This window comes from endosymbiont 'TC1' of Trimyema compressum, from assembly GCF_001584725.1.
GTDB lineage: Bacteria > Bacillota > TC1 > TC1 > TC1 > TC1.
Genome location: NZ_CP014606.1, coordinates 477,549 through 497,733, shown reverse-complemented (window position 1 = coordinate 497,733; position 20,185 = coordinate 477,549). Strand labels below are relative to the sequence as shown.

The following is a 20,185-nucleotide window of genomic DNA, read 5'->3' as shown; positions in this document are numbered from 1 at the left end:
TTAGCCGTGGTAAGCGTTTCTGCCACCCATTGTTAAAGCCATTACAGCTTTAGATGTGTGTAATCTGTTTTCCGCTTCATCATAAACCACAGACCATTTGCCATCAATAACTTCATCTTCAACTTCGTTATTTCTGTCAGCCGGTAAAGCGTGCATGTAAACACAGTTTGGACTTGTTAACTCCATTAATTTAAGAGTACATTTCCAGCTCTTGTTTGCCAATAACGCTTCGCTTTGAGTGTTACTGCTTGTTGTATCTCCCTCAGGATCTGCAACCCAGTTACCCCAGTTTTTAGGAATAACTACATCAGCATTTTTATAAGCTTCTTCTTGGTCATGAGTAATTCTGAAAGAACCACCATGCTTTTCAGCATTAGCTTTAGCTTCTTCATATACCCAATCAGGCATGTGATAGCCTTCTGGATAAGCTAAAGTAACATTCATTCCATAACGTGGGAATAATAGTGATTGTGTTAATGGAACAGAAATTGGTTTTTTGTGACTTGTAGCAAATGTCCAAATAATTGAAACATTAACACCTTTAGTATCACCAAATTTCTCAATGATAGTCATTAAGTCAGCTAGTCCTTGCAATGGGTGGTAGAGGTCACACTGTAAGTTAATTACTGGCACTGGAGACCACTTAGCCATTTCCCTAATATATTTGTTTCCTGTATCCCAAGCACAGATACGGCATGCAATAGCATGTCCAAAACGTGCTAGAATTACTGCAGTATCTTTTGGTGTTTCACCATGAGAAATCTGCATTGTTGAAGTATCTAAAAAGTGAGCATGTCCACCTAATTGTGTAATCCCAGCTTCCATAGAGTTTCTTGTTCTTGTTGATGCTTCAAAGAACATTAGGAAAATTGTTTGGTCTTGTAGGTATCTTGTTGGAATACCTAGTGCAAATTTTTTCTTTAAGTCGAAAGAAACGTCCATTAATGTGTCAATTTCTTCCTTAGTCCACTCTCTTAGAGTGATTAGATGTTTACCTCTGAAATTAGCTTGCATAATAACCCTCCCCAGGTTTAAAATTAATTTTTTATTTTTTTTATTTTACGTATTTGTCTACATATTGTTTTGGAATAGCCGCATATAAAGCTGCTGCTGCTACTAAGTGAGATTTATAAGCTTTCTCATTAGGAGCGTGAGCTTGTTCTTCATCTCCAGGTCCAAATCCAATACACTTAACACCGTGACGTCCCATAATTGAAACGCCATTTGTAGAGAAAGTCCACTTGTCTACAACTGGTCCTTCAAATAATTTAACAAAGTGTGGGTTTAATTCTTTTTGTTCTTTAAGAGCACCGAAGTTCTCTTTATTGAATAAGCCATTTCCAGCTTCCACTAATGTTTGGCAAACTGGGTCTGCTTCCGGAATAACCCATGTTGGGAAATAAGATTCTGTTTCATAAACAGTCCCTTTCCATGATGGACGATCATATGTGTATAATGAAACAACACCATCAGCTTCTTTAACAGAAGGTAGGTTTCTAACTTCTTCTAAAGCACTTTCCCAAGTTTCACCATCAGTTAATCTTCTATCAATAGAAATTGCACAACTGTCTGCAACTGCACATCTTGATGGAGAAGTATAGAAAATTTGAGATACAGCTAAAGAACCTTTTCCTAAGAATGCATCATAGTGTAAGTTCTCATGTAATGCTCTGAGTTCCATAATAATTGGAGCCATTTTATAAATAGCATTTTCTCCTCTTTCAGGAGCTGAACCATGACAGCTAATTCCTTTAACGTCAACCCTAATTTCCATACGACCTCTATGTCCTCTGTAAATTCTTAATGAAGTAGGTTCAGTAATTACTACAAATTCAGGTTTTTTAAAGTTGCCTGCTGGAACTTCTTTTTCAAGAATCCACTGCCAGCATAAGCCATCACAGTCTTCCTCTTGAACAGAGCCAACAACATATAATGTGAAATCATCTTCTAGGCCTAAATCTTTAATGATTTTACCAGCATAGACCATTGAAGCCATACCACTCTCTTGGTCAGATGTTCCACGACCATAAATGTCGTCGCCAACTACTTTACCTTCGTAAGGGTCACATTCAGTCCAATTTTTAATATTTCCAATTCCTACAGTGTCAATATGAGCATCCATAGCAATAACAGTTTTACCATTACCAATACGGCCTATAACATTTCCAAGTCCATCGAACCAAGTCTCATCAAACCCAACTTTGTCCATTTCCTCTTTAATTCTTTTTACTACACCTTCTTCTTCACAAGACTCACTTGGAATAGCAACCATATCTCTTAAAAATTTGGTCATATCCTCCTTATAATCTTCTGCTTTCAAAAGAATGTCTTTAAAATTCATACTCATGTGTATACCTCCTTGTTTATTTTAAAATGTCTATGAATTTTCATTTATATACTTTAATATATACCTAAATAAAAAAACTGTCGCCAAAACCTCTCGATAACTAACAAGATTGTTCAGCAACCATTTCCCTCCTTTTGTTTAGTTCATTCAAAGTCATTTTTTATACCTATAATAATTATACCCTCTTTCATTTCCAAAAGTACAGAGTTTGCATTTCAGTTTTGGTTTGAAATTGTTTTCATAAAAGCATTTTCAGTAGTTTTATTCAGAAATACAAATTATATGTGTCAGCTTATTTAACTTCCACAATATATTTAACACTTATCATAGCTTCCAAATGTAATTGTTTTCAGTTCTCGTTCAACACCTTTAATGTTGACAAATATGTATACCCTGTCTATAATTTGAAGATAAGATTTTAAATTTTTATAACAAATCACAATAAACAAGGCATTTTAACGCGCTTCACACTTTTGTTTATCACATAATACCAACCTATACAGACCAAAAAATACGATATAGTAATTATTTATTATATAATTTTATATTCTGAAGGAGGAGTAAATATGATTAATGAAGAATTCAAAAAACATCCTGTCAATGAAAAGATGCCTTTCAGCAAACTTTTCATCTATGGCTTCCAACATGTATTAGCCATGTATGCAGGAGCCGTCACCGTCCCACTTGTAATTGGTGGTGCATTGGGACTAACATCAGAACAAATCATTTTCTTAATTAATGCTGATTTGTTCACTTGCGGTATTGCTACCCTCATCCAAACCATTGGTTTCCGGAAGTTCGGTATCAGACTCCCTGTAATTCAAGGTGTAACGTTTGCCTGTGTGCAACCGATTATTGCTGTAGGTTCAGGAATTATCAATGAAGGGTTTACCTCAGAACAAGCACTGGTAGTAATCTTTTTGTCAGTAATTATAGCAGGTTTATTCACATTGTTAATTGCGCCTCTGTTTAGTAAGCTCATACGCTTCTTTCCACCTATTGTTACAGGTTCTGTTATTTTGTCCATTGGACTTAGCTTAATTCCAGTTGGCTTAAAAATGGTTGGTGGACAAAGTGTTGTAGAGAAAATAGTAGACGGAAAAGCTGTTTTCTATGCTTTTGGTTCCAAAAAGTTTCTATTGATTGCATTTATAGTTATTTTAATAATTCTATTGTGCAACCGATTCCTCAAGGGATTCTGGAAAAATATTTCAATTTTAATTGGTCTAATAGCCGGTTATGTAATTTCCATTGCTGTAGGATTTGTTAACTTTACTAAAGTTGGTACAAGCCACTGGTTTGGCCTCGACTTACCATTTGGAATGAATTTCCCAGGATTTGAAAATGGCATTTATTGGGAAGCAGTGACCCATGGCGGTCTCTTATCGGCAGGTCTTGCTTCAGCTATTGTTTCCATGATTATTGTTATGGTTATTGTTATGGTTGAATCTACAGGTGACTTTATCGCAATTGGTGAAATTATCGATTTATCAATTGGAGAAAAAGAAATTGCTGCTGGATTAAGAGCAGATGGTTTATCTACAATGTTAGGTGGTATGTTTAACGCATTCCCTTACACCGCATTTGCTCAAAACGTTGGGTTAATCGCCTTAACTGGTGTCCGTTCCCGCTGGGTAGTTACTGCATCTGGTGTAATCCTAGTTGTTCTGGGTCTAGTACCAAAATTAGGGGCTCTTGTTGAAAGTATTCCGAAGTTTGTTATTGGTGGTGCAGCAGTTATTATGTTCGCTATGGTTGCTGCTAATGGTATTAAAACACTATCTAAAGCACAATTGGAAGAAAAACCAAACAACTTATTCATAATTGCTATGTCAGTAGTAGCTGCTATTGTTCCTTATGGCGGAACTTTACTTGAAAAAATACCTGCAAGCACTGCAGGCGTTATTGCAGGTGCAGGCATTAATGGTGGACATTTTGTTAATCAATTCTTATTCTTTGGTATGTTTCCACCAGCCTTAGAACCAGCTCTAAGCTCTGGAATTACCTTAGCTGCCATTACAGCAATCCTCTTAAACTTATTGTTTAATGGTACAGGAAAAAAGTAGATAAAATTAATCCGGTTAACGATATTTAAATTACAATTAACTTAACCTTTAATACCATAAAAGCCCCTAGGATAGCATCCTAGGGGCTTTTATCAATTAACCAGAAGTCTCAATATTTATTTTTCTAATTTTTTTGATTTTCTGATGCCTCAATTTCACTTTGAAGAAAAAAGAAATAACTGTTCGAATAACAACAATTGATGCTAACATTAAAATATCATTAAAATTAGGATTTAAAATTGTTTGAATAATATCAGCACAAATTAAAATCTCAAGTCCTAACAATATATAGGAGCCTAAATTATTTTTAATATCAGTATTCACCCCTATGTTTTCTGAAAAACTATACCTTGTAACAATTGATTTCAGAAAACTAACCGTAGCTAATAGTACGCCCCAACTAATAACTAAAATAGATAAAACATTTAAAATCATAGCAATCACTTCAAAAAAAGGGATTATTTGTTCCATTTGATACCCTCCTCCATTTCTCTAAAGTATAGTATATCCCTAATTGTTTTTCAAATTGAAAATAGTAGCCTTATTGGTTACTATTTTCTTTCCTCAAATTATATTTAGCCATATAAATCTCATCTTTTATCTCTAATGATCTCTCCCCTACTAAAGACTCTAAATGGTGAGTAAATTCATGAACAAGGGTTGATTTAAGTTTTTCTTCAAAAGCTTCCACCGAAAGCAAACCATGTATCTTAATAAAAGAACCATAATAAATATAAATATATCTACCTAAATTATCTACATGATACTCTCCTAATACAAACAAATCATTATTCTTTGCTTCCTTATGCAATTTTGCCTCAGGCTGAAGAATAATACCACCATTTAAGTGATTATAAAATTATTTAGGCAAATGCTCTGCTATTCGATCTAACATATCACCCGCTTCTTCCGCTTCTTCAAAAGAAACCATCCTTTAACTCCTTTATATTACATATTACCAATATATATCTCTTATACAATTACTATTATACTATAATTTCAAATAACTGTTAACTTAAAAAATATGCCTGAAATACTTGACTACTCAGAAAGAGCATGTTAAGGTGCACTCATAAGATTTACAATAAATTTAGAATCAAAATAAATGAGCAACAATAACAGAAGGAATTTTAATGAGTATAATTATTGTACTTGGCGCTAACCACTCCAGAGCAGCTGATATTACTACTATCTATTCCTTAAATCCCAATGCAAAGGTAACCGTAATAGACAGAAACTATAATGTTAGCTTTTAGGATGTGGCTTATATTATATATGGAAACTGAAGTTTACAATATTAATTTCTAAAACAAAAAAGTTAATACCACAACTAAAGATGGCACTGAACTAGAAAAGATTTAGAAAATGTCCAGTTTGTTAAATTATTTCAAAATGCAAAAAAGTAACCTTAACTTAATTGGTATTTCTGATAGATGTCTATCTTTGCAACTTTACAGCATTACTTGAAACAAGGCTTCCCAACCACAAAATTAATTTAAAATTCGGCAAAAGCCTCAAAGAAATTTAAGGGAATATCAAAATTGAAAAAATTATTACTAATAAGGGAGCATACGTTTCTGACATGATCATACTCTCTGTTGGCTTCAGACCAAATAATATCCTAGGCAAAAATGATTTAATTTTTTTGAAAATTAAGCTTACTCAGTTAATAAAAAATACACTACCCTTGCTACAAAATGCAGTTCGAAGTGGTGTATTTGCCGCTTGCAATGTATATGTAGACTACAACTTAAAAGTGTTGGCATTCAATGCTCAAAAAATCTGTATATATGATTTAAAAATGGTAGCCACTATCTAACTTATGGTAAAGCAATAACACTTGGTTTTGACGCGGCTGTCTCCAAATTTGAAGACATGCAAAAACCAGAGTTTATTGAAATTGAAAATGCATAAGTGAAAAATAGTATCATCTAAGACAAAACCACCCGTCGTCTGTTAGATACTTAAATTGCTTCTGGTTATTAACAATTCCAGAAAAAGCAACAATAGATAGACTAAAATTAACAGATAGCTTCTTTCTCCCTCATTTCAATAAACCATATAACTATATTACAATGGCTGCATTAGGAGCAGAATAAATTTATAATTACTTAATTATTAAATAAATTATTAAAAGAGCAATAACAAAAATGTTATTGCTCTTTTTTATATATTTAGTCTATAAAGAATTTTGTAATCTAAAAAAAGATTATCTTCTCTTGATAAAAAGCCATTACCCCTTAAAATGTTAAGTAACCTTAATAAGTTAAGTTATTTTAACTTAATCTATCTATGTCTTACAAAAAATTTTAGGAGAAAAGGTGTGATAATGATGCCATTAGGAATAGCGCCAATTGGCAAGAAAGTTACTATTAGCCAAGTGCTTATAGAAGATAGCTATAAAAAACATTTTAACAACTTAGGTATTATACCTGGACAATACATAACATTGGTCAATAGTAATAACGGAAATTTAATTGTCAAAATTAAAGATGGCCGAGTTGTTATTAGCAAAGGATTATCTATGAAAATAATGGTTGAATAAGGAGAACAAAATGGAAAAAATTTGAAGGATTTTAAAATAGGTGAAAAAGGGACAATAATAAGAATATTAGGAGATGGTCATATTAAAAGAAGGATTTTTGATATGGTTCTTACGCCTGGCACAGAAGTAACAATGCGTAAAACCGCCCCCCTAAAAGATCCTATTGAGCTTACGGTAAGACACTATGAGTTATCTATTCGGAAATCGGAAGCCAGTACAATTATCTTAGAAACAGAGGGGGAAGCATAATGAGATTTGCCTTAGTCGGTAACCCCAACAGTGGAAAAACTACATTGTTCAATAACCTTACTGGAAGCTCAGCCTATACAGGAAATTGGCCTGGTGTAACAGTAGAAAGAAAAGAGGGACAATATAAAAAGCTTGGTGAAGCTATTGATATAATTGACCTGCCAGGGATTTATTCCCTTTCTCCCTATACACCATAAGAGACTATATCAAGAAATTACATCATAAACGAAACACCATATTTAATAATCAATATTGTTGATGCAACAAATCTTGAAAGAAATCTGTACTTAACAACACAAGTACTTGAAACAGACTGTCCTGTAATTTCAGCATTAAATATGATGGATCTTGTTGAAAAAGATGGCACTAAAATAGATTTAGCAAAACTCGAAAATAAATTAGGAATACCTGTTGTACCAATCAGTGCACTTCGTTCTGATGGGCTGAAGCCTTTAATGGAAAAGGCCTTGAAAACTGCTAAAAAAGGCAAGCATTTAGCGTTCTAGGAAATTCCTCCTTAAAAGCTGAATATGGAAAACCCTAGATTTAGTAAATAAGAAAAATATTGCACATCCAGTCTTTCATGCAGTAAAACTATTAGAAGGTGATTCGTTAGAAAAGCAAATCCTTCCTGATTTATTGATTCCAATTAATCAAATAAAAGAAGATGTTACTATAGATCCAAATCTTGGTGGCGACTTTAAAGCTTTTGTAGCAAACGAACGTTGCCAATATATTGAAAATAATTTAGCAACAGCAATAAAAAATCAAACAATAACATCCAATAAACTAAGCCGCTCTGACAAAATTGATAAAGTATTGACAAATAAAGTACTAGGAATACCAATATTTTTACTCTTTATGCTTGTTGTTTTCCATTTAACTTTTGGAGAAAATCTGTTTTTCATTACTGAGATTCCTTCACCAGGTGTCTGGTTACAAGGATTAACAGAAGAACTCATAGGCTTTATAAGTGAAAGTGTAGGAACGCTACTTGAAAACCTCAATGCAGCCGATTGGGTAATGGGACTAGTTGTTGATGGTTTAATTGCCGGTGTTGGGGCAGTCCTCTCCTTCTTGCCACAAATATTAATGCTATTTCTCTTTCTTTCTATTATGGAAGATACTGGTTATATGGCAAGAGTAGCATTTATAATGGATAGAATACTACGCAGATTCGGGCTATCAGGCAAGGCATTTATGCCTTCACAATGGGATTTAGGTGTTCAGTTCCAGCAATTATGGGAACGCGAACATTAAACAATGAAAATGAAAAAAGTCTTACAATTATTATGCTTATGCCATTTTTCTCATGTGGTGCAAAATTACCTATTTGGTCAATCTTTGCCATGGCCTTCTTCCCTGCTCATGCTGACTTAACAATTTTTGCAATTTATTTCTTAGGTATTTTTGTAGCTATTATTACAGCCATAATTCTCAAAAACCCTATTCAAAGAACCTATTACACCTACACCTTTTATTATGGAATTGCCAGCTTACCACTTACCGAGATTAAAAAATACACTTCTTCAATTATGGGATAAGCTAAAAGGATTTATCTTTAGAGCGGCTACTATTATTGCAGGTGCAACTATAGTAATCTGGTTTTTAGCAAACTTCAGTTTTAGTTTTCAAATGGTTGACGCAAATAGTGCGGAAAGTATTTTAAGTGTTATTGGTAACTTTGTAAAACCAATCTTCATGCCTCTTGGATTTGCAAGTGGTCCAGATGTTTGGAAAGCAGTTGTTGCAATTCTTACAGGATTGATGGCAAAAGAAATGGTAGTTTCTACAATGGGCGTTCTTTATGCACCCGGAATCGAAGGTGATCCAATAGAGGACAGTGGCGCTAGTGAAGCATTAATAGCTACTTTAGCAACAGCCTTCTCGCCTGTAGTGGCTATCGCTTTTATTGCCTTTAACCTACTAAGCGTACCATGTATGGCTGCTGTTGCAACGGCTCACGGTGAACTAAGAAGTAAAAAATGGACAGCAATAGCTATTGCCTTTTGGCTAGCTACCGCTTGGATTGTATCTTTCCTCATCTATAATATTGGGACACTAATATTTGGCTAAACGTTAGGAGTATATCATGAATCCAATAGATATTGTTATCGTATTACTTGCTGTGGGACTTGTCCTATTTACAGTAATCTTTAATATTTACAGACGCATTAAAGGAAAAGCGATTTGCAACCTTGGTGGTAACTGCAACAGTTGTCCTTCAAAATGCAATAATAAGAAATAAACGAACATAATAATTCTTCACAAAAAAGGACTATTCAATAATTGGATAGCCCTTTTTTGCCTTCCAAACTCCTTTTAAAACAGCAATCATAGATATTTTAACCAACTAAAAACATTAACATAGCTTAGAACCCTTAAAAATTGCTTTAAAACTGAATATAACCTCATCACTTTTTTATCATTGCATATATTTTCTCAAATTCATTTTTAGAAAAAATTTTAGGAGCTGGGCAAAAAGGATTTGCTTCATGAAAAGCATAATCTGCCATTAAGGGAATATCAGATATTTTAATACCCTCTAATTTATCAGGAATCCCTAAATTATTATTAAGGCTTTTAATGGCTTCAATAAAAAGTCTTGCCTTAGTTTTATTATCCGCCCCTATTCCTAAACCAATAACATCAGACAACTGGCTTAAAGGTTTTACAACTAAATCACCATAATATTCTAAAACATAGGGCATAATTACTGCATTGGCCAAACCATGAGGAATACCGTAGTAACCACCTAAAGGATGAGCAAGAGCATGAATATTGCCTACATAGGCTCTAGTAAATGCTTTCCCAGCAATAAATGCTGCCCACAACATTGCTTCTCTCACCTTCACATCCTGCCCGTCTAAAAAGGCTTTTTCTAAATTTTGGAAAATTAACTTCACCGCTTCCAGACTATTTTTTCCAGTTTCTTTTGTTGAGCTCTGACCAATATAGGCTTCAACAGCATAACAAAGGGCATCCATACCTGTAAATCCCGTTACTTGAAGCAAGCGGGGTAACCCAATTGTCAGACAAGGGTCTAAAATAGCATATTTAGGAACCAACACGCTATCACTTATAGCATACTTCTCTTTTGTCTTAGAATCTACAACGACAGCTGCAATAGTTGTTTCACCGCCTGTCCCTGCCGTTGTTGGAACAGCAATTAACAATGGAATTTTTTCTAATTTTAAAAAGCCCTTTCATCTGAGAAATGGATTTTTTAGGTTGAGCAATACGGGCACCAATGGCTTTTCCACAATCCATAGGTAAGCCACCACCAAAAGCAATAATGGCTTCGCATCCAGCTAAATTGAAAGCCTTAACACCTTCTTCAATTTTATTTATCGTAGGATTGGCAACTATTTGATCAAAAACCACATAACTTATCCCCGACCTTTCCAAACAGCTTAATAAGCCTTTCATAATCCCTAATTTATTGATACTATAAAAGGAATAAAATAAGCACCTATTTTAAATAAAAATTGATACAATCTACAATATAACTTATACATATTCAACCTCACCACTTTTCCTTCATTATAGCAGAAGCTACAATTTAAAAACATTAAGTTCTTATTCACAGTTTAATAAGGAAACTGAATTTACGTACTATATTTGAAGCAAAAAAAGGAGTTTATTTATGACTAACAAAATCAAATCTTTTTACGCAACATACTACATTAAATTATTGCAATAGCACCTATTGCTATAACAATCCCCCCTATCTGTAGAAGCAAGTCCACTCCTATACGTTATTATGGCTGAAAAACGTAAACGTACAGAGGAATATATCTATGATGAAGTGTTATGAACTAAATGACAGTGAAGATCGAATCAATATAAAGCACTTAAAGAAGATCCTGTAATGCCAGCTATAAAAACAATTAGCGATTTCGACCAATTGGAATGAGAGAATGCAACCAACGATGATTTAACTAAACAAGTCATTAGTAGCCATAATACATCAGTATAAATAGAATTTATTCTTGATACACTCAACATTGTAAATGCTAATAATAAAATAAACCATTAACAGCCAATCCCTCTCTAAAAACAACGCAAAATTATTATTTTATAGTCATCATTCTATTTAATGCCTTGACAGCATTTTTTGTCAAAGCTTCATCAACTTTTATTACACCTAAAAAGTTTTTCTCTAAAATCCCTTCCAAAACCTCACGTAAGTTAACGAGTGTAATTTTATTCATAGAATCACAGTGACTCTCATTCTTACTTAAATGGATAATTGTCTTATCTGGATTTTCAGCAATTAAACGATTAACTAAATTAGCTTCAGTCCCAATAGCCCATTGACTACCTGCTAGAGCTTCTTTTAAAACATTAATAATAGCATTAGCGGAGCCACTAAAATCACTATTCTGTACAACATCAAAAGTACATTCTGGATGTGCAGCTATAGCCATTTCAGGGAATGTCTTTCTGATTCTATTAATATCTTCAATAGTAAATTTTTTATGAACAAAGCGAAAACCTTTCCATAAAATTATTTTCAGCCCTTCTTCATTACCTTCTATACAGTCTGTAAAAGGATTCCAAACTGCCATTTCATCTAATGAAACTCCTAGCTTAAAAGCCGTATTTCGTCCTAAATATTCGTCTGGCAAAAAAGATAACCTTTCCTTTTTTAAAGCCCATCTCAAAACGGATTCTGCATTGCCTGATGTAATAGTAGCACCACCATGAGCGCCAACAAAACCTTTTATAGATGCAGTCGAATTAACATAGGTTATGGGTAAAAGTTGAATTCCATATATTTTTGAAAGCTTTTCCCAAGCAATTTCGAGAGCATTTATATCCGCCATATCCGCCATAGAACAGCCAGCATCTAAGGCTGGTAAAAAACCTCCTGATACTTTTCAGTCAACATATCTGTTGTTTCAGCCATAAAATGCACCCCACAAACAACAATATATTTGGCCTCCTTATTCTGGGCTGCTATTTGAGCCATTTGAGCCATTTGCAAAGAATCTCCTACAATATCAGACAAAGTAATAATCTCATCACTTTGATAATGATGGCCTAGGATCAGTAATTCTTTCCCTAATTTTTTTTAATTTGGATAATACGGTTATAGTTCTGATTAATACCATTTAAAGCTTTCATACTTTAGAGCCTCCTACACTATTAAAACTAATATCAAATGGTTCAGTTGAATGGGTTAAACAGCCTAAAGAAATATAGTCTACTCCACACTCACTATATAAACCCAAAGTTTCTAAATTAATTCCTCCTGATGCCTCGATTATAATTGAAGCAGGAACATCTTCTGCTAGTAATTTAGTTTTTTCAGGACTGCAATTATCAATCATAATAATATCCACACCTGCTTCAATAGCTTCTCTAAGTTGTTCTTGTGATTCAATTTCCACTTCTATTTTTACCATTAAACCAACAACTTCTTGAACTTTTTTACAGCCTTAGCAATACCACCTGTAAAAGCAATATGATTATCTTTTAACATTACACCATCATAAAGCCCTATTCTATGATTGTAGCCACCGCCTACACGAACAGCATATTTTTCAAATAAGCGTAAACCAGGCAAAGTCTTTTTGGTATCACAAATTCGAATAGAAGAGCCTCCTAGTATTTCAACTGCTTTAAAAGTCATTGTTGCAACACCACTCATACGTTGCATCAAATTTAATATTAAGCATTCACCAGTTAATAATGTTTTTACTGATCCTTCTACCTCTAATAAGTTTGTACCAGCTGTTACAAAATCCCCATCATTTTTCAAATAGTTTAATTGAACATTGCCACCTAAGGCTTCATAAACATATTCTGCTACAATTAATCCACAAATAATACCCTCGCTTTTAGCTTTAAAAATACCTTTGTCTGTTCTAAGTTCATCAAAAATAGATTCAGCAGTAATATCGCCACTGCCTACATCTTCTAAAATAAAATTTTCAATTGCTTCTTTAAGCTTTAGCCTATTCATCTTAACTCCTTATCTATACTAGTTATTTCTAATAGATATCTGTTATCTATAATCCCATAATTCAATCCTAATTTCAAGCTTTAATCATTTAGTAATAAAAAGAAGGTGCTTCAATATTAGCACCTTTCTTACTACATTCTCTTTATATTGGATCTTTCATACACTCCTGAATAATAGTTTTTGTTATAAGTTATATTTTATAACCCCTCAATACTACTGCCTCTTATCTCTTCAATCTCTCTTTTACAGGAATTAAGCTCCATAGGATTAACTGTTTTAACGAAAGATAGTAATACTAAAACCAGCTCAACAGCCTTCTATTGGGCTATTTTTTGCGTACAAAGCATTGATTTATTTAAGTATTCTTTTATCAATAGCTTTAAGTTTTTTAGTTCATCCTCTCGGCCAAGTACATGCATCTTTTTATGACAATTCGGGCATAAAGCTACAGTATTGTCTATCGTATCCCCCCGCCCTCCTTCGGAAAGCCAAATAATATGATGTGTTTCAAGATAGGGCTTATTTGCTTTATTCTTAAATGGAGCTTTTTTCCACATAATTCACATTTACCATTAGCTCTTCTTTTAGCATATTCACTTACATAAACATTTCTATCTATTTGTTTAGTTAATACTTTTCTATAACTAATCTTATCACTCTTGTTGTCAATAAGCATTTCAAGCTCTGGATTACTTAACCTTTTAGCCTTTTTTGTTTTTCAGAAATATTATATTCAGCAATTTGTTCTGCAACCTCGTAGACAGATTCTCTACTTTTTAAGCGAATAGGAAATATCCAAACTTTTCTGAGCTTATTCTTTATATCCAACTGCTCTTCTTGGTAGGGAACATCAGCTAACTCCACTTCACCTAAGAATACATATTGAGACTTCACTACAACTTCAAATAAAAATACAGAAACACCTTCACTTTTAGCATTAAGAAGGGTTTTATTCTGTCCTCCATACAAATTCTGGTCGCCAGTTTTTCCCATACCAGTATAATGTAAAATATCACCATTCCAAAGATCATCATAAAATCCTTTTGTATGATCGCAAACTAATACGAGGGATTTCGTTTTATGTGATCTTCTCATACCACCCATATTCCCACATTTAAAAATATCTACAATTTCTGGATTATAAATAGATTCACCTATCTTTAATTCAGTATTAAGACCCATAAATACCTCCCTAAAATACAAAGATTAATGAAATCTGAATAAATGACATACATCATCTACATAGTGTATCAATTATAGCATATTCTCTGCTTTTAAATTCAACTTAATAATGCTATAATTAATTGAAAAATATATTATAAAAGGTGGAATAAATGGATACTATTGAAAAAAGAAGACGGTTTATTATTAATAGCTTATATTTCTTTATTATTGCTGTTATTATTTATTTAATTTTCATATATGCTATAGGTTGGGTAATGCCATTTATTATTGGTTTTATTATAGCTTATATGATCAATCCTATTGTTAACTTTATAACCAGTAAGGTTCGCTTCAAAAGAGGTATTGTTTCTACAATTTTTATTATTTTAACATATCTCCTACTCATACTAATTTTTGTTTTAATAATTGTAGAATTAATTGTAGTAATTCAAAATCTTTTAAATGGTCTTCCTAGTTTTTATGAAGCTCAAATAAAACCATTTTTGGTTTTTGTAAATTCATTAATCAACGATGCTTTTGCAAAACTATCACCAGTATGGCAAACGAATATCGTTAACATGCAAGCTGGCATTATGACTAATCTTAAGAACTTTTTAATTAGTGCTTCTGAACAAGGCCTTATTGGCTTAACAAGTTTTACTGCCAATGTCCCCGGCTTTTTCTTTGCCATGATTTTCACTGTAATGGCGTCTTTATTTATGAGCGCAGATTATCCTAATGTCAAAAAATTCATTTTAACACAACTGCCAGATAAAGCGCGTATTCTAGTTAGAGACACTAAAGTTATCTTTTTTGATACAACCATGAATTACATTAAAGCTCATGTTAAGTTAATGCTAATTGTATTTGTGATGTTGGCTATTGGACTACTAATACTACAACAACAAAATGCCATAGCCCTAGCTTTTGGCATTTCCATTTTTGATTTAATACCAGTATTTGGTACAGGTATTATTATTATTCCATGGATTATTATTGCCTTAATTCAGGGCCATTATGGTTTTGCCATTGGCCTAATAATTGTAAATGTCGTGGTAACCATTGTTCGTTCTATTATTGAACCAAAATTAGTAGGCAAACAATTAGGACTAAGTCCTTTAGTAACTTTAATTGCTATTTACCTAGGCTCAATTTGGCGGGGCATTCCAGGTATGATTCTCATGCCAATTGCAGCTCAAATTATTTTAACATTACAATATTCAGGCAAAATTAAAATATTTAAAAATAATGTTTCAAATGCAAGTGAAGAAATAGAAAATGATTTAACACAAATGGACTCTGAAAAATAATAGTTTAGAGCTTATATTATAATTTTGTATTATAATATTACGCTGAATAATAAGGAGTAATGGAATGGATACTTTAGATAATATCTTAGAATATAATAAAAAATTTGTAAAAAACGAAGGATACAAAAACTTTATCACCTCTAAATTCCCTGATAAAAAAATTGTAATTCTAACTTGTATGGATACTCGTTTAACAAAATTACTACCAGAAGCTCTTGGTCTTAACAATGGCGATGTTAAAATGATTAAAAACGCTGGAGGTGTTGTCGTCCATCCCTTCGCTAGTACAATGAGGAGTATTCTCATTACAATTTATGAATTCGATGTTAAAGATGTGCTCATTATTGGCCACGACCATTGTGGTATGGCTAGTGTTGATAAATCCTATGTTTTGGATAAAATGTTGGAGCGAGGTATCAAGCAAGAAACACTAGATACTATTAGAAATTCTGGCATTAACTTAAATGAAGTGCTCCAAGGATTTGAAGATGTAAATGAATCTGTTCTCAACAGTGTAAATCTAGTTCAAAATCATCCATTAGTTCCTGATGATGTTCGAGTAACAGGTATGGTTATTAACCCTGAAACAGGAGCTCTACGATACGCAAAATAATATAACGAAGAAGTGTTTTAACCCCCCTAGAATAATTAATTTCTAGGGGGGTTAATGCTGTTAAAACATTCTAAAAATGTTACAATTAAATAAATATGAAAATGGAGGAAAGACAATGGGTATAGAAACTATCATTTGGCTATTTCTAGTAGCCTTTATGATTCACGAATTTGAAGAAATCATTTGCCTAACTACTTGGACAAAAAAATCTAAATAAAATTTTAGAAAGAACTCCTAAGTTTTTTATAAAATGGTAAAAGGTTCCGCTAGCCATAGTCAGGCACTTTTTTCATTTGCTGTCTTTGAAGAATTTGTTCTTTTATCTATAGCATTATTGTTATGTGTTCTATTTCAGTGGTACCCTTTATTCATCAGTATCGTTATTGGCTATGTACTCCATATTATAAGTTCATATTATACAATCAATTTATCTTAAAATGTATATTCCAGCAGTAGGCACAGGCATTATTTCCTCACTTTATTCAATCTATGTCATTATCTATTTGACAGAAAATACACAAACAAATTGGCTTGTATTTTTATTCTTAATCCCTATTGCTGCAATAACAATTATATTAAATCTTAAATTTGCTTTTTCTTAGGGAAAAAAATTAGTTAAGGAATAAAAAATATTCAGATAGCCTACAGGTTATCTGAATATTTACTACTGATATATATTTAATGAACAACGGATTCCAGCCCTCTCTCTTTTAAAACTTTGATTGAATCTAGCTTCAACTTTATAGTTTCAAAACCACCTTCATCTACATATTTTTCTACTTTACCTTCAACCTCAACCCAGTCATTAGCCTTTGGGGGATCCCCTTCAAAATCTACTTCAAATCCAACTTGACCATCTCCAACACAACAACCTGGTCCATTGCGAATTACAATTTTATAAATTTTATCTGAATTAGGCCCTTTCACCAATGTATAAACCCCTTCGTACTTTATAGTCTTATCTAAATAATCATTAGGATTAGCATAAACATCATTACATTGAGCAATAAATAGATTTTCTTTGATTTCAATAACATTGCCGTCACCTGTAGTAGTCTCTTCCTTATTACTATACCCTATACAAACTAGGGTTAATAATAGGATTAATAGAACTTTACTCAGTTTTTTTCATTCTATCCCTCCTTTTTCCTCTCTCTAAACAAGCTCATACTACAGGCAAATACAAAACCAATTAAATTGACTGCAACAACACTTGCTCCTGTTGGAATGCTTAACACAAATGATACTAAAATGCCTAAGAAAAAACAAAATCCCGAAATAATTGCTGAAGCAATTATTACTTGCTTAAAATTGCCAAAAATTCTCATACTAGTCATGGCTGGAAACACAATTAAACTAGAAATCATTAAAGCACCCATAATCCGCATGCCTACAACAATGGTCAATGCTGTCAGTAATGCAATTAACATGCTGTATCTTTCTGTTTTAATACCTGTGGCTTTTGAAAAACCCTCATCAAAAGTAATAGCAAAAATATTATTATAAAAGAAAATAAAGAGAATCATCACTACAATTGACAGTGTGACACTGAGGTAAACATCAAATTTACTCATCGCTAAAATACTGCCAAACATATAGTTACAAACATCAGTATTCATCCCTTGCGTAACAGACATTGCAATAACCCCTATGGCCATTGCACTACTGGAAATTAATGCAATAGCTGAATCCACTTTAATACGACTATTTTCACTAATTCTTAAAAGTAGGAAAGCTGCTAAAACAACAATGGGAATGGAAACAGCTAATGGTGTTAAATTAAGAGCCATAGCAAGACCTAAAGTACCAAAACCGTTTGGAACAAGCCTTCACCAATCATAGCATAGCGCTTCAAAACCAAACTTACACCAAGTAGTGCTGCGCAAACAGAAACTAATAAACCGACCTACCATTGCCCTAACAATAAAATCGTGAGAAAATAAATCAAAAATAATTTCAGGCATCTATAGTACCTCCAATCATTTCTTGATATACTTTATTTCTCTGGTAGTCTGCCACAGCCCCAAAAAATAATAGCTCCTTATCTAAATGAACAATTTTATTACTGTACTTAAGAGCATTAGTTAAATCATGTGAAACCATTACAATAGTCATTCCATCAACTTTATTTACTTCTTCTAACAATAAATAGAAAGCTTCTGTTCCTAAAGGATCTAAACCTGCAACAGGCTCATCTAAAAATAAAATAGCTTCAGTAGCGCAAAGGGCTCTAGCTAATAAAGCCCTTCGCTGTTGTCCTCCTGATAAATTTCTATAAGATTTACTGTGTAAATCACTGATTTTTAGTTTTTCCATAAAGTGTTTTGCTTTCTTTTTATCAGCTGAACCATAAAAAGGCCATAAGCCTTTTTTATTAAGACAGCCAGAAAGAACCACTTCAAAAACAGAAGCTGGAAAATCTTTCTGATGATTTTTCTGTCGAGGTAAATAGCCTATTTCAGTATTAGTAATAGAAGGGAATAGTATTTCCCCCTTAGCTTTTGATACCAAACCTAAAACAGCCTTTAAAAGAGTGCTTTTACCTGCTCCATTGTTGCCAAGTATACTTATATAGTCTCCTTTATTAACTGTAAATGAAATATTATTTAAAACAACTTTGCTGCCATATTGAACGCCCAAATTACTACAAGTTAATAAAGTATCCATTTATTGCAACCCCTGTTTTAAGTGCTCAGCATTGCGATACATAATTTCAAAATAAGTAATGCCCCTTTGAAAATCATCTAAAGAAACGTTATGGCAAGTATGAAACATTAACATCTGTGCTCCTGTAGCATCACTAATAGTTTGAGCAACTTTTGGCTCAGTTAACTCTTCATAATACACAACTGGAATCCCTTCTGCTTTCATTTCATCAATCATTGTAGACATATCCTGAACACTTGGTTCTGTTTCTTCAGAGCAGTTGGCATAAGCAGAGTGAGCCTCTAAGCCATATTCAGCAGTAAAATAAGCTAATGCAAAACGACCGCCAAAATAAATATTCTTACGTTTGCCTTCTGCAACAATTGTTCTAAACTCCCTGGTCTAATGCATCTAGCTTTTCGATATATTTATCACCATTTTGCCTGTAGTAATCAGTATTTTCTGAATCTTTTTCTACGAGGCCATCTACAATATTATGAACCATAGTTTTTACGAAAACTGGATTGGTCCAAATATGAGGGTCATATTCATGATGATGGGCATCCTCATGGTCATGGTCATGGTCTTCATGGTTTTCATTTTTAGTTAAGTTAATCCCTTTAGACACATCAACTACTACTGTTTCTTTGGGTATGTTTTCTATTATTTTAGCTGCCCAAACTTCCGTTTTTTCACCTGTGTAAATAAACAAATCTGATTCATTTATAGTAATAATATCCTTAGGTGAAGGCTCAAATGAATGGGTTTCAACGCCAGGTGGAATTAGCAATAAAACCTCTGCCTTATCACCTGCAATTTCTTTAGCGAAATCATATTGAGGATAGAGAGTCGTTACTATTGTGGTTTTTTCATTGTTCTTGTTTGGTTTTTCTGTACAACCAAATAAAGTCATTCCTAAAAGGATGACTGATAGTACTATTATTATTTTCTTCATCTAAAATCTCCTTAAATTTCTATTTTTGCACGTATAAAAATTTAAGAATCAATTATTAAATTGAACTTTCAAGGAAACGAGACAAGTAATCTTAAACCGTGTTACTAAAAGTTTTATACACTGACTAAGAAACACTAAAATGACAAATGAAATCGATTGGAAACCATCCAAGGTAGGCAATAGCTCTCTAGCTCTTTCGAAACTTATTTTAATAGTCATACAAACAGTGCAATGTTCACCGCTACAATTATGTTTAATTGTATGCGGTGAACATTGAAGAAATAGCTAGGTTAGAGAAAATTAAAATAAGTACTAAAAC

General features: G+C 33.0%; 25 protein-coding genes and 3 pseudogenes. 12 read left to right on the top strand and 16 right to left on the bottom strand.

Annotated features, from left to right (window positions below; all coding sequences use genetic code 11):
• Both AZF37_RS03210 and AZF37_RS03205 read right to left on the bottom strand, forming a co-directional pair.
• Complete coding sequence (locus AZF37_RS03210) at nt 1–1,014, bottom strand: ornithine carbamoyltransferase (RefSeq protein WP_088369542.1); 1,014 nt, start codon at nt 1,012–1,014, stop codon at nt 1–3.
• A 40-nt stretch (nt 1,015–1,054) separates the two neighbouring features.
• Complete coding sequence (locus AZF37_RS03205) at nt 1,055–2,347, bottom strand: YgeY family selenium metabolism-linked hydrolase (RefSeq protein ID WP_088369541.1); 1,293 nt, start codon at nt 2,345–2,347, stop codon at nt 1,055–1,057.
• A gap of 566 nt (nt 2,348–2,913) precedes the next feature.
• On the opposite strand from AZF37_RS03205, the gene AZF37_RS03200 reads away from it, so the two are divergent.
• Nucleotides 2,914–4,413 carry a nucleobase:cation symporter-2 family protein gene (locus AZF37_RS03200; RefSeq protein ID WP_088369540.1) on the top strand — a complete coding sequence of 500 codons (1,500 nt, stop codon included), beginning with the start codon at nt 2,914–2,916 and terminating at the stop codon, nt 4,411–4,413.
• Nucleotides 4,414–4,509: 96 nt separating this feature from the next.
• Here the strand turns inward: AZF37_RS03200 and AZF37_RS03195 are convergent, their stop codons facing one another.
• On the bottom strand, nt 4,510–4,884 hold the full coding sequence (locus AZF37_RS03195; RefSeq protein ID WP_088369539.1) for a DUF1622 domain-containing protein: 375 nt from the start codon (nt 4,882–4,884) through the stop codon (nt 4,510–4,512).
• A 70-nt stretch (nt 4,885–4,954) separates the two neighbouring features.
• Nucleotides 4,955–5,224 (bottom strand): metallopeptidase family protein, encoded by a 270-nt coding sequence (locus AZF37_RS03190; RefSeq protein WP_245612034.1) that lies wholly within the window; start codon nt 5,222–5,224, stop codon nt 4,955–4,957.
• A gap of 322 nt (nt 5,225–5,546) precedes the next feature.
• Between AZF37_RS03190 and AZF37_RS12190 the strand changes: the two genes are divergently transcribed.
• From AZF37_RS12190 to AZF37_RS10320, 8 genes and pseudogenes are all read left to right on the top strand, one after another.
• Nucleotides 5,547–5,669, top strand: coding sequence for a hypothetical protein (locus AZF37_RS12190; RefSeq protein ID WP_281178900.1), 123 nt, complete (start codon nt 5,547–5,549; stop codon nt 5,667–5,669).
• Between the two features lie 1,073 nt (nt 5,670–6,742).
• Nucleotides 6,743–6,958, top strand: a complete 216-nt coding sequence (locus tag AZF37_RS03180) for a FeoA family protein (protein WP_245612075.1) — start codon at nt 6,743–6,745, stop codon at nt 6,956–6,958.
• A 21-nt stretch (nt 6,959–6,979) separates the two neighbouring features.
• Entirely contained in the window at nt 6,980–7,207 is a 228-nt protein-coding gene (locus AZF37_RS03175; protein ID WP_088369537.1) for a FeoA family protein, read from the top strand.
• Nucleotides 7,207–7,713 (top strand): annotated as a pseudogene (locus AZF37_RS03170) (FeoB small GTPase domain-containing protein). The gene AZF37_RS03175 and the pseudogene AZF37_RS03170 overlap by 1 nt, the downstream one beginning before the upstream one ends.
• A 133-nt stretch (nt 7,714–7,846) precedes the next feature.
• Complete coding sequence (locus AZF37_RS03165) at nt 7,847–8,467, top strand: nucleoside recognition domain-containing protein (RefSeq protein ID WP_088369536.1); 621 nt, start codon at nt 7,847–7,849, stop codon at nt 8,465–8,467.
• On the top strand, nt 8,449–8,751 hold the full coding sequence (locus AZF37_RS03160) for a hypothetical protein (RefSeq protein ID WP_088369535.1): 303 nt from the start codon (nt 8,449–8,451) through the stop codon (nt 8,749–8,751). The genes AZF37_RS03165 and AZF37_RS03160 overlap by 19 nt, the downstream gene beginning before the upstream one ends.
• Entirely contained in the window at nt 8,690–9,283 is a 594-nt protein-coding gene (locus AZF37_RS03155; RefSeq protein ID WP_088369534.1) for a nucleoside recognition domain-containing protein, read from the top strand. The genes AZF37_RS03160 and AZF37_RS03155 overlap by 62 nt, the downstream gene beginning before the upstream one ends.
• A 16-nt stretch (nt 9,284–9,299) precedes the next feature.
• Nucleotides 9,300–9,455, top strand: coding sequence for a hypothetical protein (locus tag AZF37_RS10320; protein WP_162473857.1), 156 nt, complete (start codon nt 9,300–9,302; stop codon nt 9,453–9,455).
• A gap of 166 nt (nt 9,456–9,621) precedes the next feature.
• On the opposite strand, the gene AZF37_RS03150 is transcribed toward AZF37_RS10320, so the two are convergent.
• The 7 genes and pseudogenes from AZF37_RS03150 to AZF37_RS11470 form a co-directional block, all read right to left on the bottom strand.
• On the bottom strand, nt 9,622–10,383 hold the full coding sequence (locus AZF37_RS03150) for an iron-containing alcohol dehydrogenase (protein ID WP_342668686.1): 762 nt from the start codon (nt 10,381–10,383) through the stop codon (nt 9,622–9,624).
• Entirely contained in the window at nt 10,343–10,636 is a 294-nt protein-coding gene (locus tag AZF37_RS12680; protein WP_342668685.1) for an iron-containing alcohol dehydrogenase, read from the bottom strand. Before AZF37_RS12680 ends, AZF37_RS03150 begins: the two co-directional genes overlap by 41 nt.
• Before the next feature lie 644 nt (nt 10,637–11,280).
• On the bottom strand, nt 11,281–12,045 hold the full coding sequence (locus AZF37_RS03145) for a quinolinate synthase NadA (RefSeq protein ID WP_342668684.1): 765 nt from the start codon (nt 12,043–12,045) through the stop codon (nt 11,281–11,283).
• Between the two features lie 14 nt (nt 12,046–12,059).
• A complete protein-coding gene (gene nadA, locus AZF37_RS12675) occupies nt 12,060–12,221 on the bottom strand; it encodes a quinolinate synthase NadA (protein WP_342668683.1) in 162 nt (53 codons plus the stop codon).
• A gap of 112 nt (nt 12,222–12,333) precedes the next feature.
• Nucleotides 12,334–13,178, bottom strand: a pseudogene (gene nadC, locus AZF37_RS03140) (carboxylating nicotinate-nucleotide diphosphorylase).
• 317 nt (nt 13,179–13,495) lie between these two features.
• Nucleotides 13,496–13,735 carry an HNH endonuclease gene (locus AZF37_RS11475; RefSeq protein ID WP_245612033.1) on the bottom strand — a complete coding sequence of 80 codons (240 nt, stop codon included), beginning with the start codon at nt 13,733–13,735 and terminating at the stop codon, nt 13,496–13,498.
• Nucleotides 13,736–13,871: 136 nt separating this feature from the next.
• Nucleotides 13,872–14,360 (bottom strand): SRA domain-containing endonuclease, encoded by a 489-nt coding sequence (locus tag AZF37_RS11470; protein WP_245612032.1) that lies wholly within the window; start codon nt 14,358–14,360, stop codon nt 13,872–13,874.
• Between the two features lie 152 nt (nt 14,361–14,512).
• Between AZF37_RS11470 and ytvI the strand changes: the two genes are divergently transcribed.
• The 3 genes from ytvI to AZF37_RS13145 all read left to right on the top strand — a co-directional run bounded on the left by ytvI (nt 14,513) and on the right by AZF37_RS13145 (nt 16,482).
• Nucleotides 14,513–15,652, top strand: a complete 1,140-nt coding sequence (ytvI, locus tag AZF37_RS03130; protein ID WP_088369533.1) for a sporulation integral membrane protein YtvI — start codon at nt 14,513–14,515, stop codon at nt 15,650–15,652.
• Nucleotides 15,653–15,716: 64 nt separating this feature from the next.
• Nucleotides 15,717–16,265, top strand: a complete 549-nt coding sequence (locus AZF37_RS03125) for a beta-class carbonic anhydrase (protein WP_088369532.1) — start codon at nt 15,717–15,719, stop codon at nt 16,263–16,265.
• A gap of 76 nt (nt 16,266–16,341) precedes the next feature.
• Nucleotides 16,342–16,482 carry an HXXEE domain-containing protein gene (locus AZF37_RS13145; protein WP_425425442.1) on the top strand — a complete coding sequence of 47 codons (141 nt, stop codon included), beginning with the start codon at nt 16,342–16,344 and terminating at the stop codon, nt 16,480–16,482.
• 461 nt (nt 16,483–16,943) lie between these two features.
• Here the strand turns inward: AZF37_RS13145 and AZF37_RS12670 are convergent, their stop codons facing one another.
• The 5 genes and pseudogenes from AZF37_RS12670 to AZF37_RS12180 all read right to left on the bottom strand — a co-directional run bounded on the left by AZF37_RS12670 (nt 16,944) and on the right by AZF37_RS12180 (nt 19,866).
• Nucleotides 16,944–17,345, bottom strand: coding sequence for a TIGR03943 family putative permease subunit (locus AZF37_RS12670; RefSeq protein WP_342668702.1), 402 nt, complete (start codon nt 17,343–17,345; stop codon nt 16,944–16,946).
• Nucleotides 17,346–17,398: 53 nt separating this feature from the next.
• Nucleotides 17,399–18,229, bottom strand: a pseudogene (locus AZF37_RS03115) (metal ABC transporter permease).
• On the bottom strand, nt 18,222–18,932 hold the full coding sequence (locus tag AZF37_RS03110) for a metal ABC transporter ATP-binding protein (RefSeq protein ID WP_088369530.1): 711 nt from the start codon (nt 18,930–18,932) through the stop codon (nt 18,222–18,224). Before AZF37_RS03110 ends, AZF37_RS03115 begins: the two are co-directional and overlap by 8 nt.
• On the bottom strand, nt 18,933–19,268 hold the full coding sequence (locus AZF37_RS12185) for a metal ABC transporter substrate-binding protein (protein ID WP_281178940.1): 336 nt from the start codon (nt 19,266–19,268) through the stop codon (nt 18,933–18,935).
• 31 nt (nt 19,269–19,299) lie between these two features.
• Nucleotides 19,300–19,866, bottom strand: a complete 567-nt coding sequence (locus AZF37_RS12180; protein WP_281178899.1) for a metal ABC transporter substrate-binding protein — start codon at nt 19,864–19,866, stop codon at nt 19,300–19,302.
• Between the last annotated feature and the right edge of the window lie 319 nt (nt 19,867–20,185).

Excerpts from the sequence above, each read along its gene's own strand:
- AZF37_RS03180 (WP_245612075.1), top strand. The coding sequence starts at position 6,743 with ATGATGCCATTAGGAATAGCGCCAATTGGCAAGAAAGTTACTATTAGC.
- ytvI (WP_088369533.1), top strand. The coding sequence starts at position 14,513 with ATGGATACTATTGAAAAAAGAAGACGGTTTATTATTAATAGCTTATAT.
- AZF37_RS12190 (WP_281178900.1), top strand. The coding sequence starts at position 5,547 with ATGAGTATAATTATTGTACTTGGCGCTAACCACTCCAGAGCAGCTGAT.
- AZF37_RS03110 (WP_088369530.1), bottom strand. The coding sequence starts at position 18,932 with ATGGATACTTTATTAACTTGTAGTAATTTGGGCGTTCAATATGGCAGC.
- AZF37_RS03195 (WP_088369539.1), bottom strand. The coding sequence starts at position 4,884 with ATGGAACAAATAATCCCTTTTTTTGAAGTGATTGCTATGATTTTAAAT.
- AZF37_RS03155 (WP_088369534.1), top strand. The coding sequence starts at position 8,690 with ATGGAATTGCCAGCTTACCACTTACCGAGATTAAAAAATACACTTCTT.
- AZF37_RS12680 (WP_342668685.1), bottom strand. The coding sequence starts at position 10,636 with ATGAAAGGCTTATTAAGCTGTTTGGAAAGGTCGGGGATAAGTTATGTG.
- AZF37_RS03205 (WP_088369541.1), bottom strand. The coding sequence starts at position 2,347 with ATGAGTATGAATTTTAAAGACATTCTTTTGAAAGCAGAAGATTATAAG.
- AZF37_RS03125 (WP_088369532.1), top strand. The coding sequence starts at position 15,717 with ATGGATACTTTAGATAATATCTTAGAATATAATAAAAAATTTGTAAAA.
- AZF37_RS12180 (WP_281178899.1), bottom strand. The coding sequence starts at position 19,866 with ATGAAGAAAATAATAATAGTACTATCAGTCATCCTTTTAGGAATGACT.
- AZF37_RS11470 (WP_245612032.1), bottom strand. The coding sequence starts at position 14,360 with ATGGGTCTTAATACTGAATTAAAGATAGGTGAATCTATTTATAATCCA.
- AZF37_RS03210 (WP_088369542.1), bottom strand. The coding sequence starts at position 1,014 with ATGCAAGCTAATTTCAGAGGTAAACATCTAATCACTCTAAGAGAGTGG.
- AZF37_RS03160 (WP_088369535.1), top strand. The coding sequence starts at position 8,449 with ATGGGAACGCGAACATTAAACAATGAAAATGAAAAAAGTCTTACAATT.
- AZF37_RS03200 (WP_088369540.1), top strand. The coding sequence starts at position 2,914 with ATGATTAATGAAGAATTCAAAAAACATCCTGTCAATGAAAAGATGCCT.
- AZF37_RS03145 (WP_342668684.1), bottom strand. The coding sequence starts at position 12,045 with ATGGCGGATATGGCGGATATAAATGCTCTCGAAATTGCTTGGGAAAAG.
- AZF37_RS11475 (WP_245612033.1), bottom strand. The coding sequence starts at position 13,735 with ATGTGGAAAAAAGCTCCATTTAAGAATAAAGCAAATAAGCCCTATCTT.
- AZF37_RS13145 (WP_425425442.1), top strand. The coding sequence starts at position 16,342 with ATGTTACAATTAAATAAATATGAAAATGGAGGAAAGACAATGGGTATA.
- AZF37_RS10320 (WP_162473857.1), top strand. The coding sequence starts at position 9,300 with ATGAATCCAATAGATATTGTTATCGTATTACTTGCTGTGGGACTTGTC.